This window comes from Variovorax sp. TBS-050B (assembly GCF_029893635.1).
Classification (GTDB): Bacteria; Pseudomonadota; Gammaproteobacteria; order Burkholderiales; family Burkholderiaceae_C; genus Variovorax.
In genome coordinates this window covers 1739413-1764281 of record NZ_JARXYR010000002.1, presented here as the reverse complement: position 1 = coordinate 1764281, position 24869 = coordinate 1739413, and the positions used below count along the sequence as shown (strand labels likewise).

Annotated in this window: 22 protein-coding genes and 1 pseudogene; 12 read left to right on the top strand and 11 right to left on the bottom strand. The window is 69.9% G+C overall.

The features are described 5' to 3' along the window. The first annotated feature begins 56 nt into the window (after positions 1-56). Positions 57-1184 (top strand): ABC transporter substrate-binding protein, encoded by a 1128-nt coding sequence (locus M2165_RS11415; RefSeq protein ID WP_280814747.1) that lies wholly within the window; start codon positions 57-59, stop codon positions 1182-1184. Between the two features lie 14 nt (positions 1185-1198). Here the strand turns inward: M2165_RS11415 and M2165_RS11410 are convergent, their stop codons facing one another. The 3 genes and pseudogenes from M2165_RS11410 to M2165_RS11400 all read right to left on the bottom strand — a co-directional run bounded on the left by M2165_RS11410 (position 1199) and on the right by M2165_RS11400 (position 4756). Beyond that, positions 1199-2305 (bottom strand): M14 family metallopeptidase, encoded by a 1107-nt coding sequence (locus M2165_RS11410; RefSeq protein ID WP_280814746.1) that lies wholly within the window; start codon positions 2303-2305, stop codon positions 1199-1201. Then, positions 2302-3501: a M20 aminoacylase family protein gene (locus tag M2165_RS11405; RefSeq protein ID WP_280814745.1), complete on the bottom strand. Its 1200-nt coding sequence runs from the start codon at positions 3499-3501 to the stop codon at positions 2302-2304. Before M2165_RS11405 ends, M2165_RS11410 begins: the two co-directional genes overlap by 4 nt. Positions 3502-3561: 60 nt before the next feature. Then, positions 3562-4756: pseudogene (locus M2165_RS11400) on the bottom strand (glycerophosphodiester phosphodiesterase). A 108-nt stretch (positions 4757-4864) separates the two neighbouring features. On the opposite strand from M2165_RS11400, the gene argE reads away from it, so the two are divergent. From argE to M2165_RS11380, 4 genes are all read left to right on the top strand, one after another. Further along, complete coding sequence (gene argE, locus M2165_RS11395; RefSeq protein WP_280814744.1) at positions 4865-6031, top strand: acetylornithine deacetylase; 1167 nt, start codon at positions 4865-4867, stop codon at positions 6029-6031. Between the two features lie 14 nt (positions 6032-6045). Further along, on the top strand, positions 6046-7269 hold the full coding sequence (locus tag M2165_RS11390; RefSeq protein WP_280814743.1) for a DUF445 domain-containing protein: 1224 nt from the start codon (positions 6046-6048) through the stop codon (positions 7267-7269). 112 nt (positions 7270-7381) lie between these two features. After that, the gene (locus tag M2165_RS11385; RefSeq protein ID WP_280814742.1) at positions 7382-9067 is read left to right on the top strand and encodes a PQQ-binding-like beta-propeller repeat protein; all 1686 of its coding nucleotides are present in this window, start codon (positions 7382-7384) and stop codon (positions 9065-9067) included. A gap of 121 nt (positions 9068-9188) precedes the next feature. Beyond that, positions 9189-9962, top strand: coding sequence for an MHYT domain-containing protein (locus M2165_RS11380; RefSeq protein ID WP_280814741.1), 774 nt, complete (start codon positions 9189-9191; stop codon positions 9960-9962). 42 nt (positions 9963-10004) lie between these two features. Here the strand turns inward: M2165_RS11380 and M2165_RS11375 are convergent, their stop codons facing one another. After that, positions 10005-11264 carry a DEAD/DEAH box helicase gene (locus tag M2165_RS11375; protein WP_280814740.1) on the bottom strand — a complete coding sequence of 420 codons (1260 nt, stop codon included), beginning with the start codon at positions 11262-11264 and terminating at the stop codon, positions 10005-10007. 71 nt (positions 11265-11335) lie between these two features. Here M2165_RS11375 and M2165_RS11370 point away from each other — a divergent pair, with 71 nt between their 5' ends. The 5 genes from M2165_RS11370 to M2165_RS11350 all read left to right on the top strand — a co-directional run bounded on the left by M2165_RS11370 (position 11336) and on the right by M2165_RS11350 (position 14770). Continuing rightward, entirely contained in the window at positions 11336-11719 is a 384-nt protein-coding gene (locus M2165_RS11370) for a translation initiation factor Sui1 (protein WP_280814739.1), read from the top strand. 37 nt (positions 11720-11756) lie between these two features. After that, positions 11757-11990 carry a DUF3820 family protein gene (locus M2165_RS11365; protein ID WP_280814738.1) on the top strand — a complete coding sequence of 78 codons (234 nt, stop codon included), beginning with the start codon at positions 11757-11759 and terminating at the stop codon, positions 11988-11990. Between the two features lie 184 nt (positions 11991-12174). Then, on the top strand, positions 12175-12573 hold the full coding sequence (locus M2165_RS11360) for an RNA-binding protein (RefSeq protein ID WP_280814737.1): 399 nt from the start codon (positions 12175-12177) through the stop codon (positions 12571-12573). Positions 12574-12750: 177 nt separating this feature from the next. Continuing rightward, complete coding sequence (locus tag M2165_RS11355; RefSeq protein WP_280814736.1) at positions 12751-13239, top strand: tripartite tricarboxylate transporter TctB family protein; 489 nt, start codon at positions 12751-12753, stop codon at positions 13237-13239. 19 nt (positions 13240-13258) lie between these two features. Further along, complete coding sequence (locus tag M2165_RS11350; RefSeq protein WP_280814735.1) at positions 13259-14770, top strand: tripartite tricarboxylate transporter permease; 1512 nt, start codon at positions 13259-13261, stop codon at positions 14768-14770. Positions 14771-14898: 128 nt separating this feature from the next. Here M2165_RS11350 and chrA read toward each other — a convergent pair whose 3' ends face one another. Further along, the gene (gene chrA / locus M2165_RS11345) at positions 14899-16254 is read right to left on the bottom strand and encodes a chromate efflux transporter (RefSeq protein ID WP_280814734.1); all 1356 of its coding nucleotides are present in this window, start codon (positions 16252-16254) and stop codon (positions 14899-14901) included. Positions 16255-16282: 28 nt separating this feature from the next. Continuing rightward, entirely contained in the window at positions 16283-17041 is a 759-nt protein-coding gene (locus tag M2165_RS11340; protein WP_280814733.1) for a TSUP family transporter, read from the bottom strand. A gap of 373 nt (positions 17042-17414) precedes the next feature. Between M2165_RS11340 and M2165_RS11335 the strand changes: the two genes are divergently transcribed. After that, a complete protein-coding gene (locus M2165_RS11335; protein WP_280817517.1) occupies positions 17415-17699 on the top strand; it encodes a hypothetical protein in 285 nt (94 codons plus the stop codon). A gap of 15 nt (positions 17700-17714) precedes the next feature. Here the strand turns inward: M2165_RS11335 and M2165_RS11330 are convergent, their stop codons facing one another. From M2165_RS11330 to M2165_RS11315, 4 genes are all read right to left on the bottom strand, one after another. Continuing rightward, a complete protein-coding gene (locus tag M2165_RS11330; protein WP_280814732.1) occupies positions 17715-19391 on the bottom strand; it encodes a thiamine pyrophosphate-binding protein in 1677 nt (558 codons plus the stop codon). A 159-nt stretch (positions 19392-19550) separates the two neighbouring features. Then, entirely contained in the window at positions 19551-20771 is a 1221-nt protein-coding gene (locus M2165_RS11325; RefSeq protein ID WP_280814731.1) for a pyridoxal phosphate-dependent aminotransferase, read from the bottom strand. Continuing rightward, positions 20768-21670: an amino acid ABC transporter substrate-binding protein gene (locus M2165_RS11320; protein WP_280814730.1), complete on the bottom strand. Its 903-nt coding sequence runs from the start codon at positions 21668-21670 to the stop codon at positions 20768-20770. Before M2165_RS11320 ends, M2165_RS11325 begins: the two co-directional genes overlap by 4 nt. Before the next feature lie 99 nt (positions 21671-21769). Continuing rightward, positions 21770-23314, bottom strand: a complete 1545-nt coding sequence (locus M2165_RS11315; RefSeq protein ID WP_280814729.1) for an aldehyde dehydrogenase family protein — start codon at positions 23312-23314, stop codon at positions 21770-21772. Between the two features lie 177 nt (positions 23315-23491). On the opposite strand from M2165_RS11315, the gene M2165_RS11310 reads away from it, so the two are divergent. Continuing rightward, the gene (locus tag M2165_RS11310; protein ID WP_280817516.1) at positions 23492-23992 is read left to right on the top strand and encodes a hypothetical protein; all 501 of its coding nucleotides are present in this window, start codon (positions 23492-23494) and stop codon (positions 23990-23992) included. Between the two features lie 10 nt (positions 23993-24002). On the opposite strand, the gene M2165_RS11305 is transcribed toward M2165_RS11310, so the two are convergent. Next, entirely contained in the window at positions 24003-24860 is an 858-nt protein-coding gene (locus tag M2165_RS11305; RefSeq protein WP_280814728.1) for an IclR family transcriptional regulator, read from the bottom strand. Between the last annotated feature and the right edge of the window lie 9 nt (positions 24861-24869).

Sequence of the window (24869 nt, the reverse complement as noted above, 5' to 3'; positions counted from 1 at the left end):
CGAGTCTAAAGTTTTCCAGGTTGTGGCGCGGTGGTGCGCAGAAGAGGTTTTTCACCATGACGATGAATCGCAGACATTTTTCCGTCGCCGCCGGCGCGGCGGCGCTGGGCGGCTTCCGGCTCGCCCGGGCACAGGGCGAAACGCCGCTGGTGCTCGGCCAGTCGGCCGCCTTCACGGGCCCGGCCGCGCAGCTCGGCATCCAGTTCCACCAGGGCGCGAAGCTGTTCCTGGACCAGTACAACGCCCAGCCCGGCCGGCGCAACGTGGTGATCAAGAACCTCGACGACGGCTACGAGCCCGAGCGCTGCGCGGCCAACACGCAGAAGCTGATCGAGGAGGACGTGTTCGCGCTCTTCGGCTACATCGGCACGCCCACCAGCATGGCGGCGCTGCCGCTCGCGGTGAAGGAGAAGGTGCCGTTCATCGCGCCGTTCACCGGCGCCATGTCGCTGCGCGAGCCCTTCCACCGCAACGTGTTCCACCTGCGCGCCTCGTACAACGACGAGACGGCGCTGATCGTGAAGCAGCTCACGCACCTGGGCCTGAAGAAGATCGCGGTCTTCTACCAGAACGACGCCTACGGCAAGGCCGGGCTCGACGGCGTGACGCTGGCGCTGTCGCAGCAGGAGCTGAAGCCGGTGGCGCTGGCCACGGTGGAGCGCAATTCGGTGGACGTGGCGGCGGCGGTCAAGAGCATCACGGCGGCGCGCCCCGACGCGGTGGTGCAGGTGGGCGCGTACAAGGCCTGTGCCGCCTTCATCCGCCAGGCGCGCAAGGCGGGCTACGGCGGCACCTTCTTCAACGTGTCCTTCGTCGGCACCCAGGCGCTCGCGGACGAACTCGGCAAGGAAGGCGCCGGCGTGATGGTGACGCAGGTGGTGCCCTCGCCCTACAACCCCGCCAACGCGATCACGCGCGAGTTCGGCGAGGCGGTGCGCAAGGCCGGTGCCGGCGCGACCGTCAATTTCTCGAGCCTGGAAGGCTACCTGGCCGCCAAGGTGCTGGTCGAGGGCCTGCGCCGCGCACCCGGCAAGCTCTCGCGCGACGGCCTCGTCGCAGGGCTGGAAAGCATCGACCGGCAGCAGTTCGGCGGCTTCGAGGTGTCGTTCTCGCCGAAGAACCACGTGGGGTCGAAGTTCGTCGAGCTCTCGATGCTGACGGGCGACGGGCGGGTGAGAACCTAGAACGCCCCTTTCGGTCAGTCGTTCGGCCGGCCGCTCAGGCCATTGACGGCCTGGAACATCGCCTGCCGCGCCTGGCTGACGATCTGTCCGCGCCATGCGTCGGTGTCGGTGTAGAAGGCTTCGCGCATGCGCGCGCGGATGCCGTCGGCCAGGTCGGCCGGCGCCTCGGGGTGCTTGTGCAGCCAGTGGTCGGCGCGCAAGGCGCCCAGCACATCGAGCACCGGCAGCGTGCCGTATTCGAGCGCGATGCCGGTGAACTCCGCCGCGGGGCATTCCTGGTACGCCGTGTCCCACATCAGGCCGCGCAGCGGCGCCGAGCTCGACGAGCCGTCGTAGATCGAGGTGACCGGCGCCGCGGCCGTGCCCCACCAGGCGTTCGCGCGCGCGTAGGCGGCCTTGTCGTCGCGGCCCGCGAAGATGCGCTCGCCGTGGCCGTTGGGGCCGAGCCCGGTGTGCAGGTCGATCCAGGCCAGCCGGCGCGCGCCGGCGGCATGCCGGCGCAGCACCTCGCGCAGCGTCCTGTTGCTCCAGGTCGGCGCCTTGCCGCCGAAGAAGAGGCCGTCGTCGAACTGGTACTGCCCGCCGGTGACGGCCGCCTGGTAGGCCTCCGGGCCGTGCTTGTCGATCCACTTCTCGACCGCGGCCTGGTTCTCCGGCGTGGGCGGCCAGGTGTCGGGCACGAGCAGCGGATGCAGCTTGGCGTAGGCCTCGTTGACCGGCAGCGGCTGCGAGAAGTCGACGAAATTGCGGTTCAGGTCGACGTTCTCGTGCGTGACGCGGCGGCCGTGCGAGAAGCCGTGCGGATTGAGCGCATGGATGTAGAGCACCGCCACGCCCTGGGCGCGCGCCTTCTCGCGCCACTCGGCGTCGTGCAGCGCGAACACCTGCACGCCGCTGCCGCAATGGCCTTCGACGCCATGGCAGGCGCTGGTGACGATCAGCAGGCGCTCGGCGTTCGCGTCGCCGTCGAGCGCCACGTCCATCGACAGCTCCTCGCCGTCGCGGCCCTTCTCGGGATGCGCATGCGGCTCGACGGCCAGGCCTGCGCTCACGCAGCCCTGCAGGAACTTCTGCCGCGCCTCGGCATAGCGCGCCGAGAACGCCTCGCCGATGCCGATCAAGACGCCCCCTCGGGCTTGAGGAACTGCTCGGCGATCTGCACCCAGCAGGTGGCGCCGAGCGGGATGAGGTCGTCGTTGAAGTCGTAGCTGGCGTTGTGCAGCGTGCACGGACCTTCGCCGTGCAGCGCATCGCGGTGCGAGCCGTCGCCGTTGCCGATGAAGGCGTAGGCGCCGGGCTTGGCCTGCAGCATGAACGCGAAGTCCTCCGAGGTCATGGCGGGCTCCTGCTTGAGCACGTTCTCGGGCCCGACGATGCCGCCCATGACGCGGCGCGCGAAGTCGGCCTCGGCCTCGGTGTTGATCGTGGGCGGGTAGTAGCGCTCGAAGCGGAATTCGCAGGTCGCGTCGTGCGCGGCGCAGATGTGGTCGCAGATCTGCTTCATGCGCGCCTCGATCATGTCGAGCACCTCGATCGAGAAGGTGCGCACCGTGCCCGAGAGCTCGCAGTTGTCGGGGATCACGTTGTTGGCTTCGCCCGCGTGGATGGTGGTGACCGAGATCACGGCCGAATCGGTCGGCTTCATCTTGCGCGTGAGGATGGTCTGGAAGGCCTGCACGATCTCGCAGGCGATCGGCACCGGGTCGATGCCCGTCTGCGGCAGCGCCGCATGGCCGCCCTTGCCCACCACGTTGATGTGGAACTTGTTGCCCGAGGCCATCACCGGCCCGGGGCTCACGGCGAACTGGCCGGCCTTCATGCCGGGCCAGTTGTGCATGCCGAAGACGGCGTCCATCGGGAACTGCTCGAACAGCCCCTCCTTGATCATCTCGCGCGCGCCGCCGCCGCCCTCCTCGGCCGGCTGGAAGATCAGGTAGACGGTGCCGTCGAAGTTGCGGTGCTTCGCGAGATGCTGCGCCGCCGCCAGCAGCATGGCCGTGTGGCCGTCGTGGCCGCAGGCGTGCATCTTGCCGTGGTGCCTGCTCGCATGCGCGAAGGTGTTGAGTTCGGTCACGGGCAGCGCGTCCATGTCGGCCCGCAGGCCCACGGCGCGCGGACTGGTGCCGTTCTTGACGATGCCGACCACGCCCGTGGTGCCCAGGCCGCGGTGGATGGGAATGCCCCATTCGGTGAGCTTGCCTGCCACCACGTCGGCGGTGCGGACTTCTTCGAAGCAGAGTTCGGGATGGGCGTGGAGGTCACGTCGGACGGCGGCGATGCCGGCCGCCTGCGTGACGAGCGAATCGATGAGTTTCATGGGGCACAGTCTAGGCTTTGCGGCTGGCCTCCGCAAAGACCGTGCCCGCCGGGCAAACCCTCAGCGCCCGAAGCGACGGAGGTAGTCCGCGCGCGCGGCGAGCGCGGTGTCGGGGAAATCGGTGAACACGCCGTCGACGCCGAGCCGGTAGTAGATGTCGTATTCCTTGCGGCCGTCCTTGTCGTAGTCGGCCGCGAGCCGCCGCGACTCGTTGCGGAAGGTGAAGGGGTGCACGAAGAGCCCCGCCTTGTGCGCGTCGGCCACGAGCGTGGTCGGCGAGACCGAGGGTGGCGTCGGCATCGTTGATCTTGCCGTCGTTGTTGACGTCCAGCGGCTTGCCGTCCGCGCCCACGCTGCCCTTGATGCTCACGATGTAGCGCTTCCACGGGCCGATGCCGTCGGCATAGGTCTTGATCTCGGCCAGCCCCGCGGGCGTGACCATCACGTCGAAGTTGCGCCGGTCGCCCGCCTTGGTCCATTCGTAGGGCCGGTCCACCGGCACCGCGTAGGTCATGGCGCCGGTCTTCAGGTCGATGGCGTCGCCGTCGATCAGCTGCACCAGCTTCGTGTTCAGCCCCTTGGCCTTCATGTACTTGAGGCTGCCGGGCTCGAAGGACTGCACGAAGACGGGTGCGGTCTTGCTGTTCCAGCCCGCGGCGGTGAGGGCGGCGATGACCTTGTCCTCCATCGGCAGGCCAAGGTCGCGGAAGTAGGTCGGGTTCTTGGTCTCGGGGTAGATCGCGACGGTGCGGCCGGTCTCCTTCGATTTCGCCTTCGCGAAGTCGATGATCTCCTGGAAGGTCGCGACCTTGAACTTGCCGTTGTATTCCTGCGGCCGCTCGGGATCGGTGGCGATGGCGCCGAGCGTCTTGATCTCGGCCAGCGTGAAGTCGTGGCTGAACCAGCCGGTCTGGGTCTCGCCGTCGACCTTGACGGTCTTCTTGCGCGTGGCGAAGCGCGGATGCTTGGCCACGTCGGTGCTGATCGCGAGGTTGGGATCGTGGCGCGCGATCAGCACGCCGTCGCGGGTGGACACGAGGTCCATCTCGATCACGTCGGCGCCGAGCTCGACCGCGCGGGCATAGGCCTCGAGCGTCTGCTCCGGCAGGTAGCCCGAGGCGCCGCGGTGGGCGATGACGAGCGGCGGCTGGCCGTCGAGCGTGGCGAGGCGGCCGCCAGAAGGGCCGGTGCTGCCGCAGGCGGCGAGCCCCAGGGCGGCGGTGGCGACAAGGGCGATCTGCAGGCGAATGCGCATGGGACTTCTCCTTCTTGGCACAAGAAAAGAGCAGGCAGGCTACCCGCTCCCGGTGACAGCGCCGACATCCGGCTGCGCACGGCATCGACTTCCGGGAGAATGTGTTGCATGCAGCACACGCTTTCCCCCCAGAGTCTCCAGATGGCGCAAACCTTGGTTCGCATGAACACGGTCAGCGCGAACAGCAATCTCCAACTGGTCGATCTTGCGCAGGCCCATCTCGCGGCGCTGGGCGTGAAGAGCCGCATCACCTGGAACGCCGAGCGCACCAAGGCCAACCTGTTCGCCACGCTCGGCGAAGGCAAGCCCGCAGGCGTGATCGTCTCGGGCCACACCGACACGGTGCCCTGGGACGGGCAGGCCTGGAGCGTCGATCCGCTCTCGGCCACGGTGCAGAACGATCGGCTCTACGGCCGCGGCTCGGCCGACATGAAAGGCTTCATCGCGATCGCGCTCGCGAACGCGAAGCGCTTCCTCGAGGGCGATGCGCCCTTCGCGGTGCACTTCGCCTTCAGCTACGAGGAAGAGATCGGCTGCTTCGGCGTGCGCGAGCTGATCGCCGACATGCGCGAGGCCGGCATCAAGCCGCTGGCCTGTATCGTGGGCGAGCCCACGAGCATGGTGCCGGCCATCGCGCACAAGGGCGTGTACCGCTACCGCTGCTGCGTGCGCGGCAAGGAGGCGCATTCCTCGCTCACGCCCAAGTCGGTCAACGCGATCGAGATGGCCGCGCGCGTGGTCGGCAAGGTGCGCGACATGGCGGAGGACTTCGAGCGCAGCGAGCCGCGCTACGACGGCTTCGACGTGCCCTTCAGCACCGCGAGCGTGGGCCAGTTCCACGGCGGCATCGCCGACAACGTAGTGCCGCGCGACGCCGAGTTCCGCTACGAGTTCCGCGACCTGCCGACCGCCGACGCGAAGCGCATGCAGCAGGAAGTGATCGCCTACGCGGGCTCGCTGGAGCCGGCGATGAAGAAGGTCGCGCCCGACGCGGGCTTCAGCTTCGACACCATCTGCGAGATCCCGAGCTTCCTCGGCAGCGCGAACGATCCGGTCACCCGGCTCGCGCAGCGCCTCGCGGGCGAGGAGCGCACCACGCTGGTGGCCTTCGGCACCGAGGCGGGCCTGTTCAAGAACGCCGGCATCCCCACGGTGGTGTGCGGCCCCGGCAGCATCGAGCAGGCGCACCAGCCCGACGAGTACGTGAGCCTCGAGCAGCTCGCGCGCTGCGAACTGTTCATGGAACGCCTCGCGTCCACGCCCGAGATCGGCTGAGCGCGCGCGGCGGCATGAAGCGCATCGCCTTCGGCCTGCTGTGCGCCGCGGCCGCGCTCTACGCGCTCGCGAGCGTGCTGCACGACCAGCATCCGGCCTGGGGCTACGTGGCCGCCTTCGCCGAGGCCGCGATGGTCGGCGCGATCGCCGACTGGTTCGCGGTGGTGGCGCTGTTCCGGCACCCGATGGGGCTGCCGATCCCGCACACCGCGATCATCCCGAGCAACAAGGACCGCATCGGCGCCAAGCTCGCGGGCTTCATCTGCGACAACTTCCTGAGCACGCAGCAGGTGCTCGCCAAGCTGCGCGAGTTCGACGCGGCCGGGCGCATCGCGGGCTGGCTGTCGCGGCCCGCGAGCGGCGAGCAGCTCGGCCGCTGGGGCGTGGCGGCGGCGCGCTACGGCCTCGCGGCCTTCGACGACGAGCGGGTGCGCGACTTCCTGGGGCGCGCGGTGACGGCGGGGCTCGGCAAGGTGGACCTCTCGCGCCTCATGGGCCAGGCGCTCGATGCGCTCACCGCGGGCGGGCGCCACCAGGCGCTGCTCGACGACGTGCTGCAGCAGCTCGCCGGCGTGCTCGAGGGCGAGGAGGTGCAGGCGCACATCACCGAGGCGATCGCGCGCGAGATCAAGACGCTGCGCTACGTGGGCCTCGACCAGGTGGCGGCCAAGCTCGCGACGCGCAAGATCGTGGCGGCCGTCGCGCGCACCATCGCCGAGCTCGCGGCCGAGCCCGGCCATCCGATGCGCAGGCGCTTCGACCAGTTCATGGACGACTTCGTGGTGCGGCTCAAGCTCGACCCCGAGTTCCGCCAGCGCGGCGAGCAGATCCGCGCCGAACTGATGGCGCATCCGGCCCTCGGCGACTACCTGCACGGGCTCTGGCGCGAGCTGCTCGCATGGCTGCACGAGGACCTGGGCCGCGGCGACTCGGCCATCGCGCGCCGCATTGCCGCGATGGCCGGCGCGCTCGGCGCGCGGCTCGAGGCCGATGCGGCGATCCGCCAATGGATCAACGAGCAGCTCGAAGCCGCCGCGCCGGCCGCGATCGAGCGCTACCGCGAGGACATCCGCCGCTACATCGAGGCCCGCGTGGCCGAATGGAACGCGGCGGAGATGACGGTGGAGCTCGAACGCCACATCGGCCGCGACCTGCAGTTCATCCGCATCAACGGCACGCTGGTGGGCGGCCTCGTGGGGCTTTTGATCCACACCGCGACCCAGATGCTGCGCGGCTGAACCGCGGGTCATCCCCAGCGGACGAAAGTCCGCATGTCTCCCGCGCGATGCGCCACGGCCCTTGCCTGCTTCTAGACTGCATCGCCTCGGCATCGAGAAAAAGGAGACACGCATGCCCCGCCGTCCTCTGCGCGCCGCCGCCGCGCTGATCGCCACGCTCGCCCTGCTGGGCGCCTGCAGCAGCCTCCTGCCGCCCTCTTCCGCGCCGCAGCAGCCGCCCGCGCGGCCCGCGGGCTGGCACGCGCCCGAGGTGCTGGTCGCGCCCTCCGCGTTCGCGGGTGTCCACGGCCTCGCGATCGATGCCAAGGGGCGGCTGCTCGCGGGTTCGGTGCTCGGCAACACGCTGTGGGAGGTCGACCGCGCCACCGGCGCCGCGCGCGTGCTCGTGCCCGCGCCCGAGGGCCAGGCCGACGACATCGCGGTCGGCCCGCGCGGCGAGCTCGCATGGACCAACTACCTGATGGGCATGCTGCGCTACCGCGAGCACGACGGCGCGCCGATGCGCGTGCTCGCGAAGGACCTGCCGGGCCTCAATTCGCTCGACTTCGACCGGCGCAACCACAAGCTCTATGCCTCGCAGGTGTTCCTCGGCGACGCGCTGTGGGAGATCGACCGCGATGGCCGCAAGCCGCCGCGGCTGATCCGCAAGGACCTGGGCGGCTTCAACGGCTTCGAGGTCGGGCCCGACGGCATGCTCTACGGGCCGCTGTGGTTCAAGGGCCAGGTGGTGAAGATCGATCCCGCCGACGGCGCCGTCAGCGTGATCGCCGACGGCTTCAAGATTCCGGCGGCGGCCAACCTCGACGGCAAGGGCAACCTCTGGGTGGTCGACGCGAGGAGCGGCGAGCTGGTGCGCGTGGACCTCGCCACCGGCCGGCGCACGCTCACCAAGCAGCTGCGGTCCTCGCTCGACAACCTGACGATCGCCCCCGACGGCACGATCTACGTGTCGAACATGGCGAACAACGAGATCCAGGCCTTCGACCCCGCCACCGGCGCGCTGCGCACGCTCACGAGCGGCCGGCTCGCGGCGCCTGCGGGCCTGAAGATCGAGGGCCGCACGCTCTGGGTGGCCGACGTGTTCGGCTTCCGCCAGGTCGACGCGCAGACCGGCGAGGTGCGCGACGTGTTCCGCATGCAGCGCGATCCCGAGCTCGACTACCCGTTCTCGGTCGGCCTCTCGGGCCGGTTGTTCGCGCTCGCCTCGTGGTTCACCGGCACGGTGCAGCTGGTCGACCGGCAGTCGCTGCGCACGGTCCGGACGCTGCACGGCCTGAAGGCGCCGTTCGATGCCCTGCCGCTGGCCGACGGCGGCGTGATCTATGCCGAGATCGCCACCGGCAGCATCACGCGCGCCAGCGGCCCGCAACTGGCCGAGAAGCAGGTGCTCGCGAGCGGGCTGGGCGGGCCGGTGCAGATGGTGCTCGGCCGCGACGGTGCGCTCTACGTCACCGAGGCGGTCGGCAAGCTCACGCGCATTCCGCTCGACGCCAGCGCGCCGCTGCGCGCCGTGGCCGAGGGCCTCGCGCTGCCCGAAGGCGTGGCCGAAACGCCCTGGGGCAGCTTCATCGTGGCCGAGAGCGCCGCGCGCCGCCTGGTGGAGATCGATCCGGCCACCGGCGCCCGGCGCACCGTGGCCGAGGACCTGCCGATCGGGCTGGCGCCCGGTCCGGGCCTGCCGGCGCCCTACGTGGTCACGGGCGTGGCGGTCGGCAGCGACGGCACGATCTACGTCTCGGCGGACCGGAACAACGCCATCTACCGCATCCGTCCCCGAGGCGAAAATCAAAAAATGTGAAAAATGCAAAATTCTGTTTACTTATTCACACAAACATTACAAACTCGCCGCCGAACGTCTCGTTACGCTTCCCGACAAAGGCGTCGGAGGGGCGGGGCGTTGTTCAAGAAGGAGATTCCCCATGACCCCCCTCGTCGTTGGCCAGTTGCTGTTGCCCGAATACTCGCTGGGACTGGTGGCGCTCTCGTTCCTGATCTCGTTCGCGGGATCGCTGGTGGCGCTGATCTGCGCCAAGCGGATGGTGGGCGCGGACGGCACCACGAACCTCGCGGCCGTGGCCTGCGCCGCCGTGGCGCTCGGCGGCATCGGCATCTGGTCGATGCACTTCATCGGCATGCTGGCCTACCGGCTGCCCGTGGGCATCTCGTACAACGCGCCGCTGACCGTGGTGTCGCTGGTGGCGGCGATCCTGATCTCTGGCGTCGCGCTCTACCTCGCGGGCGGCCGGCGCAAGTTCAGCCGCTCCGGATGGCTGGCGGGCAGCCTGCTCGCGGGCCTGGGCGTGTGCGTGATGCACTACATGGGCATGTTCGCGATGAACATGCGCGCCTCGATGGACTTCGACCTCGCCATCGTGGCGCTCTCGGTCGCGATCGCGATCACCGCCGCCGCGGCCGCGCTGTGGCTGGCCTTCAACCTGCGCCGGCTGCCGCACCAGATCGGCGCCGCCTTCGTGATGGGCCTGGCGGTGTGCACCATGCACTACGTGGGCATGAGCGCGGCCAGCATGGTCTGCACCGCCGCCGCGCCCGTGGATGCGCTGGCCATCGGCGGCAGCTACATGGGCCTGACGGTCTTCGGCACCGCGGGCGCCGTGCTGATCTTCATCTACTGGGTCATCACCGGCAACAGCATGGATGCGCCCGCCGCGGGGCGCCGCGTGCGCACCAGCTGATCGACCGCCGCAGGCCGGGCAGCGCCCCCGCGGCGCATCTCATCAATCGCCGCCGCGCGCCTTGGCCGCCGCGGCGCGCAGCTTGTCCTTCTTGCTGGGCCGCTTGCCCTTGACGCCGCCGTTGCCCGAGGTGTCGACCACCCGCGGCGGCGCAGCCTCGGTCGGCTCGAAGCCTTCGATGCGCTCGCGCGGCAGGCTCAGCCCCTGGCGCTTCTCGATGAGCCGGAAATGCGCCTCGGTCGCGGCGCTCACGAAGCTGATCGCGAGGCCGCGCTCGCCCGCGCGGCCGGTGCGGCCGATGCGGTGGATGTAGTCGGTGGGCGAGCGCGGCAGGTCGTAGTTGATGACCACCGGCAGCTGCGCGATGTCGATGCCGCGCGCCGCGAGGTCGGTGGCGACCACCACGTCCCAGCGGCTCTGCTTGAACTGGAACAGGATGTCGCTGCGCGTGCCCTGCGCGATGTCGCCGTGGAAGGGCACGGCGTAGATGCCGTTGCGGTAGAGCTTCTCGGCCACCGTCTGCGCCGCATGCTGCGTGGCGACGAAGACCAGCACGCGGTCCCATTCGCCCTCGTGCTGCTTCAGCAGGTGGCGCAGCAGCTGGGTGCGGCGGCCGGCATCGACCTCGATCACGCGCTGCACGATGGCGGGCTCGGTGCCCGGCGCGCCCTGCACGTCGACGATCGCGGGGTCGCGCAGCATGCCGTCGGCCAGCGCCTGGATCGCCGGCGGGAAGGTCGCGGAGAACAGCAGGTTCTGCCGCCGCTGCGGCAGCAGCGCGAGCACGCGGCCGAGCTCCTCGGCAAAGCCGAGGTCGAACAGCCGGTCGGCCTCGTCGAGCACCAGCATCGACACCGCGTCGAGCCGCAGCGCGTTGTGGTCCACGAGGTCGAGCAGCCGGCCCGGCGTGGCGACCACCACGTCGGCACCGCCGCGCAGGCTCATCATCTGCGGGTTGATCGACACGCCGCCGAAGGCGACGACGATCTTCAGCCGCGCGTCCAGGTGCTGCGCGAGCCCGCGCATGCTCTCGCCCACCTGCGCCGCGAGTTCGCGCGTGGGCACGAGCACCAGCGCGCGCACGCGGCGCGGCGCCTGCGCGGCGTCGCCCGCCAGGCGCTGCAGCAGCGGCAGCGAGAATGCGGCGGTCTTGCCCGAGCCGGTCTGGGCGCAGCCGCGCAGGTCGCGGCCCTGCAGAATCGCGGGAATGGCCGCGACCTGGATCGCGGTCGGCGCGGCATAGCCGCTGTCGGTGGCTGCCTGCACCAGCGCGGGCGCGAGGCCCAGGGAATCGAAGGGCATGTGAGCAGACGGCAAGATGGCTGAATCCGGAAATTGAAAAGAGTGGGACCGAAGAGGAAAGCGGATCGGAAATGGCAGCGACGATGAAGAACAACCCGGGCAGCAGCACGCTGGTGTACTCCACCGAGGCGGGCGGGCGCATGTGCCCCGGCTGCGGCGCGCCGGTGGCGCAGTGCCGCTGCAGGGAACTCGCGAAGGCGCGCGCGCCCGCCACCGACGGCATTGTGCGTGTATCGCACGAGACCAAGGGCCGAAAGGGCAAGGGCGTGACGGTGGTCAAGGGCCTCGCGCTCGATGCGGCCGCGCTTGCGGCGCTCGGCAAGCAGCTCAAGGCGGCCTGCGGTTCGGGCGGCACGGTGAAGGACGGAACGATCGAGATCCAGGGCGACCACCGCGAGCTGGTGATCGCGGCGCTCTCGAAGCAGGGCCACACGGTCAAGCGCGCCGGCGGCTGAGCACCACGGCCGGACCCTGAATGAATAAAAAAGCATCATGAAACCGGAAGACCTGCAGCGCCTGGTGACGCTGGCCATGCCTTTTGGCAAGCACAAGGGCACGCTGATCGCCGATTTGCCGGGAAATTACCTGACCTGGTTTGCGCGCGAGGGTTTTCCCGCAGGGGAAATCGGCCGGCTGCTCCACCTGATGCATGAAATAGACCACAACGGCCTCAAAGCGCTGCTCGAACCGTTGCGAAACCGCCCGTCCGGACGTGATGTTTCGTAATAAGCGCGGAATTCGGCGCCCTTTTTCCGAATCGGCACTGATAATCCAGCCTACGTGTCTGCGAGCTTTGCCTCCCGTGCACGTAATTCGGTGATCGGTCAGTTTCGCGCCACAGCGCAATTTTGTTTGTTGTGATTCTGGGACTCCATCGCTTTGTTTTTTGGTTTGAATGAGGAGTCCCTCCATGGGCAAGAAACTTTACGTAGGCAACCTCGCCTACTCCGTGCGTGACAACGACCTGGAACAGGCTTTCGGCGAGTTCGGCTCGATCGTCAGCGCCAAGGTCATGATGGAACGCGACACCGGCCGTTCGAAGGGCTTTGGCTTCGTCGAAATGGGCTCGGACGCCGAGGCACTCGCGGCCATCGAAGCCATGAACGGCCATTCGTTCCAGGGCCGTGCCCTGACGGTGAATGAAGCCCGTCCGATGGAAGCACGTCCCCCCCGCACCGGTGGCGGCGGCGGCTACGGCGGCGGCGGTGGTGGCTACGGCGGTGGTGGCGGCGGCTACGGCGGCGGCGGTGGTGGCCGCAGCGGTGGCGGCGGTGGCTACGGCGGCGGCGGTGGCCGCGGCGGCTACTGAGCCCACGCACCCTGGAGCGTTCGCGCTCCCATGAAAAAGCTCCTTCGGGAGCTTTTTTCGTTTCCGGCCCCCCGCATTCAGCGGGAGGTCAGGTACGCATTTGTCCTTACGCCCCGGTCAGCCAGCGGTCAGGCGCCGGAAGCGACCCTCACCCGTCCAATCAAGAGGGTCGAGACAATGCGTATCAAGAGTCAGGCTGACTTCTTCTCGGGAGTCATGTTCACAGCCGTGGGCGGCACTTTCGCCATCGGCGCCACCAGCTACACCATCGGGGACGGCGCGCGCATGGGGCCGGGGTACTTCCCGCTCATGCTGGGCATTCTGCTGGCCGTGCTGGGCGCGGGCATCATGTTCCAGGCGATGGTGGTGGAAACCGCCGATGGCGCGCCCATCGGCAAGTGGGCATGGCGGCCGCTGGCCTTCGTGCTCGGCGCCAACCTCGCGTTCGGCGTGCTGCTCGGCGGCCTGCCGAGCATCGGCCTGCCGGCCATGGGCATGATCATCGCGATCTATGCGCTGGTGATCATCTCGAGCCTGGCCGGCACGCAGTTCAAGCTGCGCGACGTGCTGGTGCTCGCGACCATCCTCGCCGCCGGCAGCTACGTGGCCTTCATCTGGGCGCTCAAGCTCCAGATCCAGGTCTGGCCGACCTTCATTTCGGCCTGACCGGGAGCGCAGGATCATCATGGAACTGTTCCACAACCTCGCGACCGGCTTCGGCGTCGCCTTCACCTTCACCAACCTGCTCTATTGCCTGGTCGGCTGCATTCTCGGCACGCTGATCGGCGTGCTGCCGGGCATCGGCCCGGTCGCGACCATCGCGATGCTGCTGCCCGCCACCTACGCGCTGCCGCCCGTGTCGGCGCTGATCATGCTCGCCGGCATCTACTACGGCGCGCAGTACGGCGGCTCGACCACGGCGATCCTGGTCAACCTGCCGGGCGAATCATCCTCGGTGGTGACCTGCATCGACGGCTACCAGATGGCGCGGCAGGGCCGCGCCGGCCCTGCCCTCGCGGCGGCCGGCCTGGGCTCGTTCTTCGCCGGCTGCGTGGGCACGCTGATCCTCGCGGCTTTTGCGCCGCCGCTGACCGAGCTGGCCTTCAAGTTCGGCCCGGCCGAGTATTTCTCGCTGATGGTGCTGGGCCTGATCGGCGCGGTGGTGTTGGCCTCGGGCTCGCTGCTCAAGGCCATCGGCATGATCGTGCTCGGCCTGCTGCTCGGCCTCGTCGGCACCGACGTGAATTCGGGCGTCGCGCGCTTCAGCTTCGACATTCCCGAACTGACCGACGGCATCGGCTTCGTGGTGATCGCCATGGGCGTGTTCGGCTACGGCGAGATCATCGGCAACCTCTCGCAGCCCGACGACGAGCGCGAGGTGTTCACGAGCAAGGTCAAGGGCCTGTGGCCCACCAAGGACGACTTCAAGCGCATGGCGCCCGCGGTGCTGCGCGGCACCACGCTCGGTTCGGCGCTCGGCATCCTGCCGGGCGGCGGTGCGCTGCTCGCGGCCTTCGCGGCCTACGCGCTCGAGAAGAAGGTCAAGATGAGCCCCGGCGAAGTCGCCTTCGGCAAGGGCAACATCCGCGGCGTGGCCTCGCCCGAATCGGCCAACAACGCCGGCGCGCAGACCTCGTTCATCCCGCTCCTGACGCTGGGCATTCCGCCCAACGCGGTGATGGCGCTGATGGTGGGCGCGATGACCATCCACAACATCCAGCCCGGCCCGCAGGTGATGACCAGCAACCCCGAGCTGTTCTGGGGCCTGATCGCCTCGATGTGGATCGGCAACGCGATGCTGATCGTGCTGAACCTGCCGCTGATCGGCATGTGGATCAAGCTGCTGACGGTGCCCTACAAGTTCCTGTTCCCGGCCATCGTGCTGTTCTGCGCCATCGGCGTGTACTCGACCAACAACAACACCTTCGACGTGTGGATGGTGGCGATCTTCGGCTTCGTGGGCTATCTGTTCCTCAAGCTGCGCACCGAGCCCGCGCCGCTGCTGCTGGGCTTCATCCTCGGGCCGATGATGGAAGAGAACCTGCGCCGCGCGCTGCTGCTGTCGCGCGGCACCTGGAGCGTGTTCGTCACGCGGCCGCTCTCGGCGGGCCTGCTGCTGGCCGCGCTGGCGCTGCTGGGCATCGTGCTGCTGCCGTCGATCAAGGCCAAGCGCGAAGAAGCCTTCGTCGAGGACTGAACCCACCCCCGTCCCTCGCGCACTTCGTGTCGCTCGACTCCCCCCTCGAGGGGGCAACACCTGCGGCCCGGCTAAGCCGGTTCCGCGGTGTTTCTGGCTTGGCGCCCTGGCCTTGGTAAGACGCTGGATCAGCGCATCAGCAGTTGCCAGGTCATGCCGACGAGCGCGCTGCCGAGCACCACGGGGATGACGCCGGCCTTGAAGCGGAAGAGCGCGATGGCTGCGAGGATGCCGATGACGGCGGAGGGGAGTTCGAAGGGGCCGGTGAGGCCCTTCGGCCAGAGTACGTGGTAGGCGAAGAAGACCGCGAGGTTGACGATCACGCCGACGACGGCGGCGGTGATGGCCGTGAGCGGGGCGGTGAACTTGAGCTTGCCGTGGGTGGACTCGATGAAGGGGCCGCCCAGCAGAATGAACAGGAACGACGGCAGGAAGGTGAAGAAGGTCACCACCGCCGCCGCTGCCGCGCCGGAGGCGAAGAGCGCCTGCGGGCCGAAGAGGGCCTGCCCCCAGCCGCCGACGAAGCCCACGAACGACACCACCATGATCAGCGGGCCGGGCGTGGTCTCGCCGAGCGCCAGGCCGTCGATCATCTGCGTGGCCGTGAGCCAGTGATAGTGGTCGACCGCGCCCTGGAACACGTAGGGCAGCACGGCGTAGGCGCCGCCGAAGGTCAGGAGCGCGGCCTTGGTGAAGAACCAGCCCATCTGCGTGAGCGCACCCTGCCAGCCGAAGAGCGCGGCCAGCGCGCCCAGCGCGCCGAGCCACAACGCGAGGAACACCGCGAGCACGCGCGCGAAGCGGCCCCAGCCGAAGCGCGCATGCGGCGGCGTGGGCGTGTCGTCGTCGATCAGCGCCGCACCGCCCGATGCCGCGGCCGCGCCATGCCCGCCGCCCGGCGCGAAGGCCGCGGGCGCGAAGCGGCTGCCAACGTAGCCGACCAGGCCGGCCGACAGCACGATCAGCGGAAACGGCAGGCGCAGCGCGAAGATCGCGACGAACGCAGCCACCGCGATCGCCCACAGCCACGCGTTCTTGAGCACCCGCGAGCCGATGCGCCAGGCGGCGAACAGCACGATCGCCGTCACCGCCGGCTTGACGCCGTAGAGCAGCCCCGCCACCGCGGGCACCTGGCCATAGGCCATGTAGGCCCACGACAGTGCGATCAGGATGAAGAGCGAAGGCAGCACGAAGAGCACGCCGGCCGCGAGGCCGCCCCAGGTGCGGTGCATGAGCCAGCCGATGTAGGTGGCGAGCTGCTGCGCCTCCGGCCCGGGCAGCAGCATGCAGTAGTTCAGCGCATGCAGGAAGCGCTTCTCCGAGATCCAGCGCCGGCGCTCGACCAGTTCCTGGTGCATCAGCGCGATCTGCCCCGCCGGGCCGCCGAAGCTGATGAAGCCGAGCTTGAGCCAGTAGGCGAAGGCCTCCCAGAAACCGACGGCCGCGGGAGCTTCGAGGGACTGCGGATGCGGCTGCTGTGCCATGGGGGGACTTTCTCTCTCTTGCGTATTGCTATTTGAGGAATGCGTCGTAGGCGGTCTTCAGGATCAGCGCGCTCACGACCACGATGAACACCACCCGCACGAACCCGGCCCCGTGCTTCAGCGCCACGCGCGTGCCCAGCAGGCTGCCCGCCACGTTCGCGACCGCCATCACCAGTCCGTAGTGCCACCACACATGGCCCTTGAGCGCGAGCAGCAGCAGGGCCGCGGCGTTGGTGAGCGTGTTGATGATCTTGGCCGATGCCGACGCATTGAGGAAGTCGTAGCCCATCCAGCGCACGAACAGGAAGACCAGGAAGCTGCCCGCGCCAGGGCCGAAGAAGCCGTCGTAGAGACCGATCGAGAAGCCGATCGCGCAGGCGGCCAGCGTCTCGGCGCGGCCGGCGAAGCGCGGCACATGGTGCCGGCCCAGGTCCTTGCGCGCCAGCGTGTAGATCAGCACGCCGAGCAGCACCAGCGGCAGCGCACGGCGCAGGAAGTCGCCCGGAAACAGCGTCACGCCCCAGGCGCCGAGCATCGATCCCGCGAAGCCGAGCACCGCCGCAGGCCAGAGCGCGCCCCAGCGCATCTGCACCCGCTGGCTGAACTGCGCCGCCGCGGCCGCCGTGCCCCAGATCGACGCACTCTTGTTGGTGCCGAGCAGGGTGGCGGGCGGTGCGCCCGGAAACACGGCGAAGAGGGCCGGCACGAGGATCAGTCCCCCGCCGCCCACGATCGAATCGACGAAACCCGCGAGCAGCGAGGCGCCCGTGACCACCAGCATTTCCATGCGCCGGATTGTCGCATCCGCTTGCTACAAAAACAGGAGCTTCAAGCCGGCGCAGGACGGCGGCGCGGACGCCCATAAAAAAGGCGCCGACCAGCGGCGCCTTTCAAGTTCGATACGGCTTCTCGAAGTGGAAGCCTTCAGGATTTTTCTTGTTGACCGGAAACTTGTCTCCTCGGACCCTCGGCAGTACGAGCTTGGCCCGTTCGCGAGTGGGCAGACTTTAGGCGGTGCACCGGCGCAGTGCATTGGGAATTACCCGCTTTGCCTGACATGCGAAGGCTTGGTTGAACACCAAAGTGTTTCCGGGCGTTACGGTGCGGCCGCCACATGGCACGACTTGTGCACGACAGCGCTGCCCACCGACGGAGGAACCATGCCATCGATGTCCGAAAGCGAACGCATCGCCCTTGCCGCGCGGCTGCACGTGGCGCTGCGGCGAAAGCATGGGCGGGTGACGGACACCGAGTGGATGGCCACCAATGCGGAGTACGCGGCCGAGATCGTGCGCATGACGCGCGCGCACGCGGCCGAGACGAAGGACGCGGAGCTCGACCAGCTCGCCACCCGGCTGGAGCAGGCGATGGAGCCGCTGGCGCGTGCCGCGCGGCTGGCGGCGCGGCAGGGCGGCGGACCGCGCTTTCTTGCCGGGCTGCGTTGAAGCGGCGGCGGCCGCTCAGCCCGCCGCGGCGAGCGCGGCCTGCCGGATGCCCTGCAGCGTGTTCGCCGGCGTGATTGCCTCGGCATCGAGCAGGCAGTGGAGGATCGCGGGCTTGCCGCTCGCGCGGGCGCGGGCGAGCGCGGGCGCGAACTCGGCGGTGCTCGCCACGCGCTCGCCATGGCCGCCGAACACCTCGGCATAGCCGCGGAAGTCGGGGTTCCTGAGCTGCGTGGCGCTGACGCGGCCGGGATAGTGCCGCTCCTGGTGCATGCGGATGGTGCCGTACATGGCGTTGTCGAGCAGCACCACGAGGATCGGCAGGCCGTACTGCACCGCGGTGGCGAATTCCTGCCCGTGCATCATGAAGTCGCCGTCGCCCGCGAACACCACCACCTCGCGCTGCGGCCACAGGCGCTTGGCGCCGACGCCGGCGGGCAGGCCGTAGCCCATCGAGCCGCTGGTCGGCGCCAGCTGGCTCGCGAACGCGCGGAACGGCCAGAAGCGGTGCACCCAGGTGGCGAAGTTGCCGGCGCCGTTGCAGAAGATGGTGTCGGCCGGCAGCACCTCGCGCAGATGCTGCATCACCTCGCCCATCTGCAGCGCGCCCGGGATGCGGATCGGCGCGGGATCGCTCCAGCGCAGGAAATCCTCGCGCGCGACCTGCGTGTCGGCCCGCCACACGGGCGCGGCGTCGGGGCGCAGCGCGGCCACGGCCTCGGCGAAGGCCTGCGGCGTGGCATGGATGCCCTGGGCCGGCCGGTAGAGGCGGCCGAGTTCGTCGGCGTCGGCATGCACATGCACCAGCGACTGCGCCGGCTGCGGAATGGCCAGCAGCTCGTAGCCCTGCGACGGCACTTCCGAGAGCCGCCCACCCACCAGCAGCACCAGGTCGGCGTTGCGGATGCGCTCGAGCATGCGCGGATTGGCGCCCAGGCCCAGGTCGCCCGCGTAGCTGGGATGCTCGGCCGACAGCAGCATCTGGCGCCGGAACGAGCAGTACACCGGCAGCGAGAACGCGGCCGCGAAATCCGCGAACTGCAGCGCCGCCTTTTCGGACCAGCGGCTGCCGCCGAGGATGGCGACGGGGCGCCGCGCCTTCGCGAGCCGCTGCTGCAGCTCGGCGATCTGCGCCGCGCCGGGATGGGTTTCGGTCACGGTGTAGGGCAGCGCGTCGGCCACGGATGCGGCCTCGGTCAGCATGTCCTCGGGCAGCGCGATCACCACCGGCCCGGGCCGGCCCGAGGTCGCGACGTGGAAGGCGCGCGAGACCAGCTCGGGCAGGCGTGCCGGGTCGTCGATCTGCACCACCCACTTGGCCATGGTGCCGAAGACCGCGCCGTAGTCCAGCTCCTGGAAGGCTTCGCGCCCGAGCGCATCGCGTGCGACCTGGCCGACGAAGAGCAGCAGCGGGGTCGAGTCCTGGTGCGCGATGTGCACGCCCGCAGACGCGTTGGTGGCGCCCGGCCCGCGCGTGACGAAGCACACGCCGGGCCGGCCCGTGAGCTTGCCCTGCGCCTCGGCCATCATCGCGGCGCCGCCCTCCTGGCGGCACACGGTCACGTCGATCGCAGCGTCGTGCAGCGCGTCGAGCACGGCGAGAAAGCTCTCGCCGGGCACGCAGAAGAGCTGCCGGACGCCATGGGTGATGAGCTGGTCGACCAGGATCTGGCCGCCGGTGCGGGAAGAAGTCATGCGCTGGGTTCTCGATGCGGTGAAGGTGGGGGTATTGCTCCTTCCCCTCCCGGGGGAAGGCTGGGATGGGGGCAGGCGGCGCCGAACGAGCCGAGGGCGATCGACACGCCGCGCGCCCCCACCCCTGCCCTCCCCCGGAAGGGGAGGGAGAAATCGGGGTCATTCGAGGGCCTGGCATGCGGCGGCGATGCGTGCGCAGGCCTCTTCCAGTTGCGCCATCGACGTGGCATAGGAAATCCGGAAGTACGGCGCCAGCCCGAACACGCTGCCCGGCACCACCGCCACCTCGAAGTCGCGCAGCAGGTAGTCGCAGAAGTCGCCGTCGGTCGCGAGCAGCATGCCGCCGCGGGTGCGCCGGCCGAGCACGCCCGCGCAGCTCGCGAAGGTGTAAAACGCGCCTTCGGGCACGCGGCAGTGCAGCCCCGGTGCGCGGTTCAGCGCGGCCACGACGAAGTCGCGCCGCGCCTGGAAGTCGTCCCGGCGCTCGGCCACGATGCGCTGCGGGCCGGTCAGCGCCTCGATGGCGGCGGCCTGGCTGATCGACGAGGGGCACGAGGTGGTCTGGCTCTGCACCACGGCCATGGCCGCGATCAGCGCGCGCGGCCCGGCGCCGTAGCCCACGCGCCAGCCGGTCATCGCATAGGCCTTCGACACGCCGTTGACCGTGAGCGTGCGTTCGCGCAGGCGCGGTTCCACGGCCGCCGGCGTGGCGAACGCGCGGCCGTCGTAGAGGATGTGTTCGTAGATGTCGTCCGCCAGCACCCACACCTGCGGATGCCGCAGCAGCACCTCGCACAGTGGCTGGAGTTCGGCCGCGCCGTAGGCCGCGCCGCTCGGGTTCGAGGGCGAGTTGAGGAACAGCCAGCGCGTGCGCGGCGTGATTGCGGCCTCGAGCTGCGCGGCGCCGAGCCGGAAGCCCTCGGCCTCGGTGCAGGCCACGGGCACCGGCCGTCCGCCGCAGACCCGGACGATGTCGGCGTACGAGGTCCAGTAGGGCGCGGGCAGGATCACCTCGTCGCCCGGGTCCAGGCTCGCCATCAGCGCATTGAAGATCACCTGCTTGGCGCCGGCGCTCACGCTGATCTCGTCCAGCGCGAACGCGAGCGCGTTGTCGCGCCTGAACTTGAGCTGCACCGCTTCCTTCATCGCGGGGCTGCCGTCGAGCACGGTGTAGCGCGTCTCGCCGCGCCCGATGGCACGCACCGCGGCCTCGCGCACGTTGCCGGGCGTGTCGAAGTCGGGCTCGCCCGCGCCGAGCACGATCACCGGCCGCCCCGCCCGCCTGAGTGCGTTGGCATGGTCGGTGATGCGCAGGATCTCCGAAACGCCGATCGCGCGCACCCGCGCGGCGGGCTGGAAGGCGGCAGCGTCGGGCGTCACTTGGCGTAGGCCTCCAGCGGCTTGTCGTTGGGCTCGGCGATCAGCTGCCGTAGCGCGGCGCTCATCGGCAGGTTCAGGCTGGTGTTCTTCGGCGGGATGGGCGCGACGAACCAGCGGTTGTAGATCTTCTCGAGCTCGCCGCTCTTCATGAGGCGCCGCAGCGCGTCGTCCACCGCGGTCTTGAAGGCGGGATCGTCCTTGCGGAACAGCAGCGCGATCGGCTCGGAGCCGAGCGGCTCGCCGACGATGCGGTAGGCCGCCGGATTCTTCGAGTTCGCGATGATGCCCGCGAGCAGGTTGTCGTCGAGCACGAAGGCATCGGCGCGGCCCGACTCCATCAGCAGGAAGCTCTCGAGGTGGTCCTTGCCCAGCATCATCGGATAGCTCACGTTGAGTGCGCGCTCGCGCTTGCGCAGCAGCTGCACCGCCGTGGTGCCGGTGGAAGCCGACACGTTGCGGCCCGCGAGCTGGTCGAGCGTGGCGATGCCGGAATCGACGCGCGTCGCCATGCGCACCTCGCTCACGTAGGTGGTGAGCGCGAAGGCCACCTGCTGCTGGCGCGCCGTGTTGTTGGTGGTGGGGCCGCAGCCGATGTCGAGCGTGCCGTTCTGCACCAGCGGAATGGTGTTCTGCGCCGTGACGGCCATGTACTCGAGCCTGGCCTGCGGTGCGATGTCCTTGAGCACGCGCTCGCACAGCTCGACGTGGTAGCCCACGTACTTCTCGCCCGCGCCGAGCATGTAGGCCATCGGCGGCGAGGCCTCGCGCACGCCCAGCACGGCCTTGCCGCTGGCCTTGATCTTGTCGAGCGTGCCGCCCGCGGCCTGCTGCGCGGCGGCGCTGCCGCACGCGAGCGCGAGCAGCATGGCGGCGGCGAGGGTCTTCAGGGAAGTCTTCATCTTCTGTGTCTCCGGTGGTTCTTGTTGGAAAAGCGGACAGCCGCCGCCCTGCCGCTGCAGCAGCGAAACGCTGCGCGGCCGGACCTGCGTGCGGCGTGGTCAGTCGTCGATGTCGAAGGTCACGCCCTGGGCCAGGGGCAGTGCCGTCGAATAGTTGATGGTGTTGGTCGCGCGGCGCATGTAGGCCTTCCAGGCGTCGGAGCCGGCTTCGCGCCCGCCGCCGGTTTCCTTCTCGCCGCCGAAGGCGCCGCCGATCTCGGCGCCGCTCGGGCCGATGTTGACGTTGGCGATGCCGCAGTCGGAGCCCGCGCTCGAGAGGAAGCGCTCGGCCTCGCGCATGTCGAGCGTGAAGATCGACGACGACAGGCCCGCGCCCACCGCGTTGTGCTGCTCGATCGCCGCGTCGAGCGAGGTGTAGCGCATCACGTAGAGGATCGGCGCGAAGGTCTCGCGCAGCACCGGGCCTTCATGCGCCGCGAGTTCGACCAGCGCCGGGCGCGCGTACCAGGCCTCGGCGCCGCCGATGCCCTCGACCCGGCCGCCGCCGTGCACCGTGGCCCCGGCCGCGCGGCTCTCGTCGAGCGCCTTCTGCATGCCGTCGAAGGCGGCGCGGTCGATCAGCGGGCCGACGAGCGTGCCGGCCTCGCGCGGATCGCCCACGCGCACGTTGCCGTAGACCCTGGCGAGCTTGGGCACGAGCGCCTCGTACACGCTGTCGTGCACGAACAGGCGGCGCAGCGTGGTGCAGCGCTGGCCCGCGGTGCCCATGGCCGCGAACGCGATCGCGCGCAGCGTGAGGTCGAGGTCGGCCGAGGGCGCGACGATGGCCGCGTTGTTGCCGCCGAGTTCGAGGATGGGGCGGGCGAAGCGCGCGGCGAGCTTCGGCCCCACCTGCCGGCCCATCGCGGTGGAGCCGGTGGCCGAGAGCACCGGCACGCGGTGGTCGTCCACCAGCAGCTCGCCGATGTCGCGCTGGCCCAGCAGCAGGCCGAGCAGCCCTTCGGGCGCATCGGCGCCGAAGCGCGCGATGGCGCGCTGCGCGATCGCATGCACCGCCAGGGCGGTGAGGGGGGTCTTCTCGGAGGGCTTCCACACCACCGGGTCGCCGCACACCAGCGCGAGCGCCGCGTTCCACGACCACACGGCCACCGGGAAGTTGAAGGCCGAGATCACGCCGCACACGCCGAGCGGATGCCAGCTCTCCATCATGCGGTGCTCGGCGCGCTCGGTGGCCAGCGTGAGGCCGTAGAGCTGGCGCGACAGGCCGACCGCGAAGTCGCAGATGTCGATCATCTCCTGCACCTCGCCCGCGCCTTCCGACGGGATCTTGCCGGCCTCCAGCGTGACCAGCCGGCCGAGGTCGGCCTTGGCCGCGCGCAGTTCCTCGCCGAGCAGCCGCACCAGTTCGCCGCGGCGCGGCGCGGGCACGCTGCGCCAGGCCTGGAAGGCCGCATGCGCACGGCCGATGGTGGCCGTGGCCTCGGCCGGCGCGGTCTGCCGCACCTGCGCCACCACCTCGCCCGTGACCGGCGAGCGCACCGCGAGCTCGCCGCCCGTGTGGGCCGCGCGCGGCACGCCGAGGCGCTCGAGCAGCTGGCCGACTTCGGCGGCGACGGAAGAGGCGGAGGAGGAGGCTTCGGACATGGACACGCTCGCGGGGAGAAGGGAAGCCGGCAATATCAGCCAATCGGGCGCGCTTGCCTAGTGAAAAAAAGGAAGAACCTGGTGCGTTTGCGGAAGGAACTCGGCACCGGCTCCCGGCACGACGGGCTGCGCGCCTACGCGGCGTCCGGCGCCGCGCCACGAAGATTCCGCCGCATCATGAAGCTGATCCACTCCCTCTACGCCGCGATCCACGCGCTGATGGCGCTGGCTTTCGCCCTGGCCTCGCTGGTGCTTGTGGCGATCGCGGCGCGCGCCGGCTGGGGCGCGGTCATGCACGGCCTCGACCTGCGGGCGGCCGAGGCGATCATCGAGGCGGTGGGCCTGCTCGCGGCGGGGGTGGTGGCGCTGCAGATCTCGCAGACGGTGCTCGAGGAAGAGGTGGTGCGAGACGCCCACATCAGCGCGCCGACCCGGGTGCGCCGCTTTCTTTCGCGCTTCATGGTGGTGATCGTGGTCGCCGTCGCGGTCGAGGCGCTGGTCGCGATCATCAAGGCGCGCGAGTCGCCCGCGCTGATGCTGCATGCGGCCATGCTGCTCGGCGCCGTGGGGCTGCTGATGGCGGGCTGGGGCCTCTTCATCCGCCTCAACCGCTATGCCGAGGAACTCGAGCCCGAGGCCATGGAGGAAGCGAAGCGCGAGGACAGCAAGCTGAAGTGAGGCGCCGCGTTCAGGCGGGCCCGGGCGCCTCGGGCAGCGGAATCTTCTGCCCCGCGGGCGAGCCCGCGAGGCTCTGCGCCGGGCGCCGCAGCGTGGCGTCGAAGGGGTTGATCTTCGGGCCGATGGCCGCGGCCTCGCGCTTGAGCAGCTCGACCACGGTGGGCATGCGGTCGGCGTTCAGGCGGTCGGCGATGGTGCCCACGCTCAGCGCGGCCACCGCGCGGCCCTCGCGGTCGAGGATCGGCACCGCCACGCCGGCCATGCCTTCGAGCAGCCCGGTGTTGCGGCCCGCGTAGCCCGACTGGCGCACGCGCTCGATCTCGGTGCGCAGGTAGACCTCGTCGTAGACGCCGTACTCGCGCACCCGCGAGAGGTTGAAGCGGATCACCTCCTCGCGCTCCGCCTCGGGCAGGAAGGCCAGGATCGCGAGCGCGCCCTGCCCCACGCCGAGCGCGATGCGCCCGCCGACGTCGCCCGTGAACGAGCGGATCGGGAACGGCCCCTCGCTGCGGTCGAGGCAGACCGCATCGAAGCCGCTGCGCGCCAGCAGGAAGATGCTGTCGCCGAGGCTCGCGCAGAGGCGCAGCAGCACCGGCCGGCAGATCGAGCGCAGGTCGCCGGGATTGCCCGCACTGGCCGCGAGTGCGAAGAAATCGATGCCGAGCCGGTAGAGCTTGGTGCGCTCGTCCTGCTCGACCACGCCCTCGGCGATCAGCGACTGCAGCAAACGGTGCGTGGTCGCCTGCGTGAGGCCCACCGAACGTGCGATCTGCGTCACCCGCCCGCCCTCGGCCTGCACCGCGGCGAGCGCGCGGATCACTGCGAAGACGCGCGGCACGCCGCCGCTGGCCGCCTGGGAAGTCTCCATGCCCTGCTC